The organism is Streptomyces sp. NPDC058701, from assembly GCF_042715295.1.
Taxonomy (GTDB): Bacteria; Actinomycetota; Actinomycetes; order Streptomycetales; family Streptomycetaceae; genus Streptomyces.
The window spans coordinates 304,090-313,061 of record NZ_JBHXSY010000006.1 but is presented as its reverse complement, the minus strand read 5'-3'; the positions used below and the strand labels follow the sequence as shown (position 1 = coordinate 313,061).

The window sequence follows — 8,972 nt, the reverse complement described above, 5'->3', positions numbered from 1 at the left end:
AACCCCCCCCCCCCACCCCCACTGTGTGGGAGTCGGCCGCTATCAACCCCCCCCCCGGCCACCCACCACCCACCCCCCCCCCCCCCCCCCCCCCCCCCCCGGGGGGGGCCGCCGCCCTTCTGCCGCACGCGGGCCGGCCGGCCCGACGGTCAGCCGGCCCGACGGTCAGCCGGCCCGACGGATCAGCCGCGCGGCGACCCGGCGTCCGGGGTCACGGCGTCGGAGACCGGCCGCTCCGCGGCGGCCTTCGTCTCGACCGGCTTGCGCAGCGCGATGTTCAGCTCGCGCAGGCGGGCCTCCTCCAGCACCGTCGGCGCGCCCATCATCAGGTCCTGGGCGTTGCCGTTGAGCGGGAAGGCGATGGTCTCGCGGATGTTCGGCTCGTCGGCCAGCAGCATCACGATGCGGTCCACGCCCGGGGCGATGCCGCCGTGCGGCGGGGCGCCGAGGCGGAACGCGCGCAGCATGCCGGCGAACTCGCGCTCGACGGTCTCGGCCTCGTAACCGGCGATCTCGAAGGCCTTCAGCATGACCTCGGGCTCGTGGTTGCGGATCGCGCCGGAGGACAGCTCGATGCCGTTGCAGACGATGTCGTACTGCCACGCCAGGATGTCCAGCGGGTCCTTCTCCTCCAGGTCCTTCATGCCGCCCTGCGGCATGGAGAACGGGTTGTGGGAGAAGTCGATCTTGCCGGTCTCCTCGTCCTTCTCGTACATCGGGAAGTCGACGATCCAGCAGAACCGGAAGACGTTCTCCTCGAACTGGCCCGCGCGCTTGGCCGCCTCGACGCGGACGCCCGACATGATCTTGGAGACCTCGTCGAACTCGCCGGCGCCGAAGAACACCGCGTGGCCGGCCGCGAGGCCCAGCCGGTCGGTGAGGACCTTGACGTTCTCCTCGGTGAGGAACTTGGCGATCGGGCCGGTCAGCGCACCGTCCTCGCCCACGCGGACCCAGGCCAGGCCCTTGGCGCCCAGCGAGATCGCGTACTCGCCGAGGCCGTCGAAGAACTTGCGCGGCTGCCCGGCGGTGTCCGGGACGGCCAGCGCGCGCACGTGCTTGCCGGCGAACGCCTTGAACTCCGAGCCCGCGAACACGTCGGTGATGTCGACGAGCTCCAGCTTGGCGCGCAGGTCGGGCTTGTCGTTGCCGTACTTCAGCATCGACTCGCGGAACGGGATCCGCGGGAACGGCGAGGTGACCTCGCGGCCCTTGCCGAACTCCGTGAAGATCTCGGTCATCAGGCGCTCGATCGGCTGGAAGACGTCCTCCTGCTCGACGAAGGACATCTCCACGTCGAGCTGGTAGAACTCGCCCGGGGAGCGGTCGGCGCGGGCGTCCTCGTCGCGGAAGCAGGGCGCGATCTGGAAGTACCGGTCGAAGCCGGAGATCATCAGCAGCTGCTTGAACTGCTGCGGGGCCTGCGGCAGGGCGTAGAACCTGCCCGGGTTCAGGCGGGACGGGACGACGAAGTCACGGGCGCCCTCGGGGGAGGTCGCGGTGAGGATCGGGGTCGCCATCTCGTTGAAGCCGAGGGCCACCATCTTCGAGCGGATCGACGCGATGACGGCCGAGCGCAGCATGATGTTGCGGTGCATGCGCTCGCGCCGCAGGTCGAGGAAGCGGTACTCCAGGCGCCGCTCCTCGTTCACGCCGTCGTCGGTGTTGATCGTGAAGGGCAGCGGGGCGGACGCGCCGAGCACCTCGACGTCGGAGACCTCGATCTCGATGTCGCCGGTGGGCAGCTCGGGGTTGACGTTGTCCGCGCCGCGCGAGACGACCTTGCCGTCGATGCGGACGACCGTCTCCTTGGAGACGCTGCTCAGCGCCTCGTTGGCCGCGGTGCCGGGGCGGGCGACGAGCTGCGTGATGCCGTAGTGGTCACGCAGATCGATGAAGAGGATGCCGCCCAGGTCTCGACGATTGTGGAGCCAGCCGCTCAGCCGGACGTCGGAGGCGACGTCGGAGGCACGGAGCTCGCCGCACGTGTGGGACCTGTACCGATGCATCAGTCATCCAGTTCTACGGGATACCAGGGTGGATTCAGCCGTCCCCAGGTTACCGTCCGGGCGGGACCCCGCGCGGGCCCGCCCGCAGGGGTGGGTGAACAGGCACCTCGGGGGGATGACCTGTAAAGATGACCGGGTGCGCACCGAGGACGTCCTGGCCGCCATCGCGACCGGCCTGTGGAGATGGGACAACGCCTCCGGGACGGTCACGCTCGACGCCGAGGCCGCCCGGCTCCTCGGGCTGCCCGCCGAACCCGTCGTCCTGCCGGAGGTCGCCGTACGGTCCCGGTTCCACCCGGTGGACTGGAACGAGATCAACGGCATCGTCACCCTGGCCGTCGCCGAGAACACCCTCGCCGAGGCCCGGCTGCGGATCATGGACGAGGACGGCCGGGTCCTGCGGACGGTCCGCAGCCGCTCCAAGGCCCTGGAGAGCCGGACCGGGGACGGCCGCGTCGACTACGAGCTGATCGGCACGATCCAGGAGATCGCCGAGCCGCAGCCGGGCACGACGGCCGCCCACACCCCGATCACCGGGGACTGGCGGCGCTCCCGCGAGGCCTTCCTGCTGGACGCGGGCCGGGCGCTCGCGGAAGCCCGGTCCACGGCCGAGGTGCTGCGGGTCGCGGCCTCGCTGTCGATGCCGGGCTTCAGCCCGGACGGACTGGCCGTGTTCGGCGTGGACGGCGAACGGCTGTCGGTGATCGGGCACCACGGGCACGGTCCCGGCGACGAGGGCCCGTTCACGGAGATGCGGCTGGACACGGACTACCCGGCCGCCGAAGTCGTCCGTACGGGCCGGGCGATCTACCTCCCGACGCCGGAGGACTACAAACGGCGCTTCCCGGCCACCTGGCCGCTCGCCCAGCGCTTCGACCGCACGTCCTGGGCCTTCCTGCCGCTCATCGTGGCCGGGCGGACCATGGGCGCCTGGATGGCCGCCTTCAAGCACCCGGTGTCCTTCTCCCCCGACGAGCGCTCGGTCCTGACGACCGTGGCCCGGATGCTGGCCCAGGCCCTCCAGCGCGCCGGGGTGGCCGAATCCGAGCGGGAGCTCACCACGGGCCTCCAGCGGTCGATGATGCCGCAGCTCGGGCCGGACATCCCGGGCATGACCATCGCAGCCCGGTACGTCCCCACGGGCGGCGGGCTCCAGGTCGGTGGCGACTGGTACGACATGATCCCGCTGCCCTCGGGACGGTTCGCGCTGGTCATCGGGGACGTCCAGGGCCACGACGTCCGCGCGGCCGGCCTGATGGGCCAGCTGCGGATCGCCGTACGGGCGTACGCCTCCGAGGGCCACCGGCCCGACGCGGTGCTCTCCCGGGCCTCCCGCTTCCTCGCCGGGCTGTGCTCCTCCCAGGGGCCCGACTCCGACGCGGAGCCCTACGACGACGCCGATTTCCAGAGCCCCCGCTTCGCCACCTGCCTGTACGTGGAGTGCGACCCGAAGACCGGCATGCTGGAGGTGGCCCGCGCCGGCCATCCCGATCCGGTGGTCCGGATGACCGACGGCACCGTCCTGATGCGCCCCACGGCGGGCGGCCTGCCGCTCGGGATCGTGCCCGACACGGACTACCCCACCACCCGGTTCGCCCTGGAGCCCGGCGAGACGATGATGCTCTGCACCGACGGGCTCATCGAGACCGGCGGGCACGACCTGGACACCGGCTGGGCGCGGCTGCGGGCGGTCCTGGAGGCCGACCCGTGGCCGTCCGCGGGCCCGGGGAGCGCGGGTGGGGAACCGGGCGGCCCCGACGCCGGGCACCTGGAGAAGCTCGCCGACCTGCTCGTCCAGGCCGTGCACGGCCCGTCCTCGCACCACACGACGGGTCCGCTCGCCGACCGCCGCGAGGACGACATAGCCGTGGTGCTGCTGTGCCGCGAGAGCGCGGACTGCGGCTGCGGTACGGCGGCGCACCCGGTCCGGCCGTCCCGCCGCACGATGCTGACCGTGGCCCAGGCCGAGCCGGAGCGGATCTCGGGCGCCCGTCGGCAGGTCCGGGAGCTGCTGCACGACTGGGCGGACGCCGACCAGGTGGACTCCGCGGTGCTGATGGTCAGCGAAATGGTGACGAACGTGCTCGTCCACACGGACGGCGACGCGCTGCTCGTGGCGGAGGCGGTGGGCGAGCTGGGCGCGCGGCGGCTGCGCGTCGAGGTCGCGGACGCCAGCGACGAGCTGCCGCACAAGCGGCGGCCGGGCGAGATGGCCTCCAGCGGCCGCGGGGTGCTGCTGATGGAGATGCTCGCCGACACCTGGGGCGTGGACCCCCGGGGCGAGGGCAAGTCGATCTGGTTCGAGCTGTACGAGCGGTCCAAGCCGCACCCCGACGCGCCGGCCTGAGGGGCCGCCGCCCCCGCGCCGCGCACCGGAGCCCGGGTACGCCGACGGGCCCGGTACGCCGGTGGGGCGTCCGGGCCCGTCGTGCGGGACCGCGGGTGCTGCGGGACCGCGGGCACTGCGGGTACCGCGCGTACGCGGCGGACCGGGAACGGTTAGCGCGTGCGCTCCGTGGTCGGAACGGTGCCCAGCCGGCCGGCCTGGAAGTCGTCGAAGGCCTGCTGGAGCTCGTGCTTGCTGTTCATGACGAACGGCCCGTAGTGCGCCATCGGCTCCCGGATCGGGCGCCCGCCGAGGATGACGACCTCCAGGTCCGGGGCGTTGGAGTCCTGGGACTCGTCCGCCCGCACCGTGAGGGAGCCGCCCTCGCCGAAGACCGCGGTCTGCCCGATCTTGATCGGCCGGCGGTCCTCGCCCACCGATCCGCGGCCGGCCATGACGTAGGCCAGCGCGTTGAAGTCCTCGCGCCACGGCAGGGTGATCTGCGCACCCGGCGTGACGGTCGCGTGGATCATCGTGATCGGCGTGTGGGTGATGCCCGGGCCCTCGTGACCGTCCAGCTCACCGGCGATCACGCGGAGCAGGGAGCCGCCGTCCGGGGTGGACAGGAGCTGGACCTGGCCGCCGCCGATGTCCTGGTAGCGCGGGGGCATCATCTTGTCGGAGGCCGGGAGGTTCACCCACAGCTGGAGGCCGTGGAAGAGCCCGCCGGACACGACGAGGGACTCCGGCGGGGCCTCGATGTGCAGGAGGCCGGACCCGGCGGTCATCCACTGCGTGTCGCCGCCGTTGATGACTCCGCCGCCGCCGTTGCTGTCCTGGTGGACGAAGGTTCCGTCGATCAGGTACGTGACGGTCTCGAAGCCGCGGTGCGGGTGCCAGGGGGTGCCCTTCGGCTCACCCGGCGCGTACTCCACCTCGCCCATCTGGTCCATCATGATGAACGGGTCGAGGTACTGGTAGTTGATACCGGCGAACGCGCGGCGCACCGGGAATCCCTCACCCTCGAACCCGCCCGGGGCCGTGGTCACGGCCAGCACCTTGCGCGGGACGGCGGCCTGGGGCTCGGCCACTCGCGGAAGGGTCAACGGGTTCTCAACAGTCACTGCGGGCATGGTCAGGACCTCCTTCTGCGTCGAGTTTAGTTGAAACTCGAACTTTCTGCCACACCCCACAGAACCGCGCCCCCGCGCGGTTCATTCCCGGCCGTTCCCGGCGCCTCCGTACGGTGCATGACAACCGCTGCGCACACCGGAGCGTCTGTCCCGGCATGGAGATCCACACGCCCCCCGCCGGCGCCGCCGCCACGCCCGACCCCGAACCGTCCGGGCCGGCCGCTCCGCGCTCCGCCGCTTCCGGCCCGGCCCGGTGGAGTCCCCCGGCGGCGCTGCGGGCCCTCGGACGGGCCTGCCTCGTCACCGCGGTCGCGGTGGGCGCCGGGTACGCCGCCTCGCGCTGGGGGGCGAGCATGCCGCTGGGGCCGCTGCCCGGCCCGCCCTGGCCCTACCTCGGCGCGTGGGGCGCCTTCTGCTTCGCCGCGTACCTGCTGCTGCGCTGGGCGACGGCCGGCACCGACTTCGAGGGCGGCGGCCAGCTGATCGCCCTGCCGGTCTTCGCGGGCATCCGCCTCTCCCTGCTTCACCGCCCCGACCTCGGGCCGCTGTACGCGTGCGGCGCCGCGGCCCTGGCCCTCGCCGCGGTGGCGGCGGCCCTGTGGCGCCGGCGCCGCGCCACCGCCTGAACGCGCCGAAGCGGGCCGGGAAGGTTCCCCGGCCCGCTTCGGCCCCGCCGCCGGGACCCCCGTACCCAGCGCCGTCGCCCCCGTGATGTCCCCCGCAGCACCGATGTTCGGCGGTCGCGGCCGCGGGCGCGATCCTTTCGGCGGTGCCCGAAACCCCGGGAGGTCAGCCGCCGCTGTGCAGGAGGTCCACACCCAGGCCCGTCGCCGAGTGCAGGACCGCCTTGCCGTCCCGCTCCGTCGTGATCAGCCCGGCGGCCCGCAGGGTGCGGGTGTGCTCGGAGACCGACGGCAGGCTGATGTCGAGGTCCCGGGCCAGCTGGCTCGTCGTGCGCTGCTCGACCAGCAGCTGGAGCACCGCCGCCCGGGTCCGCCCCAGCAGCGCGTCGAGCGCCCCCTCGGCGGCGCCCGGTCCGACCAGCGGCAGCGGAGTCAGCGCCGCGTACATCAGCAGCGGACGGCCGCCCGGGCCCTCGGCGAGCAGCGGCCGGCCCGTCCAGAACGGCGAGGGCATCAGCAGCAGGCCGCGGCCGTCGAGGTGGACCTCGTAGCCCGGCGGCACGCCGACCTCGAAGACGGTGCCCGACCAGCCGGCCGCCGGGTGCGTGCTGGCCAGGCAGGCCTTGATGCCGTGCGCGGCCAGCAGGCGCGTCCGCCAGGCCACGTCCGCGCGGAAGGACTGCCGGATGCGCGTCCAGTGCGGGGCGACGACCGTCTCGTACGCGGCCGTGATCGCCGCGTCGAGCGTCTGCCACGCCTCCCGGTCCTGGCCCCACAGCGCGCGCAGCCAGGAGGCGCTGCCCGGGGCCCGGGCGGCGGCGCGGCCCAGCCCGTCGGCGGTGAGCAGCGGACCCGCCTCCCGTACGGCGGCCCGCCCCTCCTCCAGGGTGCGCGCGAACGGCTCGACGAACTGCGGGTTCTGACCGTCCGGCCGCAACAGGTCCAGCAGCGGCCCGGCGCGGCCCGGAAGGTCGCGGCCGACCCGGCTCCGCCAGCGCCCGAAGACGGCGGCCTCGTCGGTGCGCTGCGAGGCGACCACGGCCATCGCCAGCTCGACCAGCGGCAGCGGCTCGCTCGCGAAGGTGACGTTGAACAGGTCCTCGGCCGTGAAGTGCACCCTGAGCATCGTCCGCCCCCCGTCGGATCGTCCCCGGCCGCTACGCCGTCCCTAGCCGTACATGCGGCGCATCGCGAAGTCGACCATCTGCTCGACGGCCTTCGCGTCGAAGACCATGCGGTGGTCCCCCTCCATGTCGAGGACGAAGCCGTAGCCGGTCGGCAGCAGGTCGATCACCTCGGCGCCGGTGATCACGAAATACTTGGACTCCTTGCCGGCGTACCGGCGCAGTTCCTTGAGCGTGGTGAACATCGGGATGACCGGCTGCTGCGTGTTGTGCAGCGCAAGGAAACCGGGGGTGTCACCGCGCGGGCAGTAGACCTTCGAGGTCGCGAAGATCTGCTGGAAGTCCTCGGCGGCGAGCTGCCCGGTCGTGAAGGCCCGTACCGCGTCGGCGATCGACGGCGGCGAGGGCTCGGGGTACAGCGGCGGCTGCTGCGCGTAACCCTGCTGGGGCGGGGGCTGCGCGTAGCCCTGCTGGGCGCCCGGATTCTGGTCGTAGCCGTACATGCGGCCCACCCTACCGAGCCCCCACGGCCATACCGGCCGGTACCGGCCAGCCTTGTCCCGCCGGACCTCAGCGGGAGGGATCCCCCGCCTTCATCGCCCGTACGAAGGGAACCCAGGCGGCGGCGGACACGACCACGGCGGGCCCGTGCGGCCGCGCGGAGTCCCGGACGGGCACGACCCCGGCAGGGCCGTCGGCCACCTCGACGCAGTCGCCACCGATCCCGTTGCTGTAGCTGCTCTTGCGCCAGACGGCGGCACCGGGGAACCCCTCCGCGACCTCCACGCACTCGCCGCCGCTGCCGTTGCTGTAACTGCTCTTGCGCCAGCGGACAGAAGCCAGGTCAATCTCGGTGCGTGCCATTTCGGAAGTCCTCCGCAGCTGCTTCGATCCGCGCCAGGGATGCCTCAGGTGACAGCGCGGCAGCCCTGAGCAGATCGTACGACCTGCGGTAGTCCTTCACGAGGGCCGGAAAGTCGATGAGTTGACCGCTGTGGAGTCCCTCCGTGTAGACGACCGGAGGTGCGTCCGGAAACGTCATCACCCTGATCATGCCCATCAGCATCGGGTGCGCGGCCGACGTTTCCGGGAGGATCTGCAGAACACTCTGCGAGGAACGGACCACTCGCGCAATGTGGTCCAGCTGATCCGCCATCTCCATCGACGGAAGCAGGGAGTTGCGAATCAGCGACCCGTGCAGGATCGCCCAGAACGCCGGGCGTTCCTCGCGTTCCCAGAGCTTCGCCCGCTCCATACGGGCACCGACCTGCTTCTCGACTACCACCGGCCGCAGCCACGGGAGCGAGGTGCGCACCATCGCCCTGGCGTAGAGCTCCGTCTGGAGCAGACCGGGGATGGCCATGGGCGCCCAGTCCTCGATCGTCTCCGCGAACGGCTCCATCTCCGCCACATCGGCGAAGTACTCCGCATGTCCGAACTGCTTCGCCTTGCGCGCGTCTTCACAGCGCCGCTCGAAAAACCCGTCCGTCCCCAGCTTCGTGTCCACGTGCCGGGCCAGGTCCAGCGGCATCCGGCGCTCGCCGCGCTCGATCTGACTCAGGAACGGAACGCCCCGAAAGCTCTCCTCCGCCAGCTGTTCCAGTGTGAGACCGGCGGCCTCCCGTTTGTAGCGCAGCTCCGCGCCGTAGAACGACGGAACGTTCGCCGACGCGTCAGGGTCCTTACGAGCAGGCACAACCCACCACCGTCATTTGCCACTTCTCCAGCGCAACTGGGAACCCTTCCCACGGTAGCCA

Annotated in this window: 8 protein-coding genes; 2 read left to right on the top strand and 6 right to left on the bottom strand. The window is 72.3% G+C overall.

Translation table 11 applies throughout. From position 1 onward, the window contains the following. Window positions 1-182 precede the first annotated feature (182 nt). Window positions 183-2,009 carry an aspartate--tRNA ligase gene (aspS, locus tag ACFWW8_RS09330; RefSeq protein ID WP_386525741.1) on the bottom strand — a complete coding sequence of 609 codons (1,827 nt, stop codon included), beginning with the start codon at window positions 2,007-2,009 and terminating at the stop codon, window positions 183-185. Between the two features lie 136 nt (window positions 2,010-2,145). Between aspS and ACFWW8_RS09325 the strand changes: the two genes are divergently transcribed. Next, window positions 2,146-4,356, top strand: a complete 2,211-nt coding sequence (locus ACFWW8_RS09325) for a SpoIIE family protein phosphatase (RefSeq protein WP_386525783.1) — start codon at window positions 2,146-2,148, stop codon at window positions 4,354-4,356. Between the two features lie 152 nt (window positions 4,357-4,508). Here the strand turns inward: ACFWW8_RS09325 and ACFWW8_RS09320 are convergent, their stop codons facing one another. Next, the gene (locus ACFWW8_RS09320) at window positions 4,509-5,468 is read right to left on the bottom strand and encodes a pirin family protein (protein WP_386525738.1); all 960 of its coding nucleotides are present in this window, start codon (window positions 5,466-5,468) and stop codon (window positions 4,509-4,511) included. A gap of 155 nt (window positions 5,469-5,623) precedes the next feature. Here ACFWW8_RS09320 and ACFWW8_RS09315 point away from each other — a divergent pair, with 155 nt between their 5' ends. Beyond that, window positions 5,624-6,094: a hypothetical protein gene (locus ACFWW8_RS09315; RefSeq protein WP_386525736.1), complete on the top strand. Its 471-nt coding sequence runs from the start codon at window positions 5,624-5,626 to the stop codon at window positions 6,092-6,094. A 163-nt stretch (window positions 6,095-6,257) separates the two neighbouring features. Here ACFWW8_RS09315 and ACFWW8_RS09310 read toward each other — a convergent pair whose 3' ends face one another. The 4 genes from ACFWW8_RS09310 to ACFWW8_RS09295 form a co-directional block, all read right to left on the bottom strand. After that, window positions 6,258-7,208 carry an ArsR/SmtB family transcription factor gene (locus ACFWW8_RS09310; protein ID WP_386525733.1) on the bottom strand — a complete coding sequence of 317 codons (951 nt, stop codon included), beginning with the start codon at window positions 7,206-7,208 and terminating at the stop codon, window positions 6,258-6,260. A gap of 51 nt (window positions 7,209-7,259) precedes the next feature. Further along, complete coding sequence (locus tag ACFWW8_RS09305) at window positions 7,260-7,718, bottom strand: SseB family protein (RefSeq protein WP_386525731.1); 459 nt, start codon at window positions 7,716-7,718, stop codon at window positions 7,260-7,262. A gap of 67 nt (window positions 7,719-7,785) precedes the next feature. Further along, window positions 7,786-8,079 (bottom strand): DUF397 domain-containing protein, encoded by a 294-nt coding sequence (locus tag ACFWW8_RS09300; RefSeq protein ID WP_386525728.1) that lies wholly within the window; start codon window positions 8,077-8,079, stop codon window positions 7,786-7,788. Beyond that, window positions 8,060-8,911 (bottom strand): helix-turn-helix domain-containing protein, encoded by an 852-nt coding sequence (locus tag ACFWW8_RS09295; protein WP_386525725.1) that lies wholly within the window; start codon window positions 8,909-8,911, stop codon window positions 8,060-8,062. Before ACFWW8_RS09295 ends, ACFWW8_RS09300 begins: the two co-directional genes overlap by 20 nt. Window positions 8,912-8,972 lie beyond the last annotated feature (61 nt).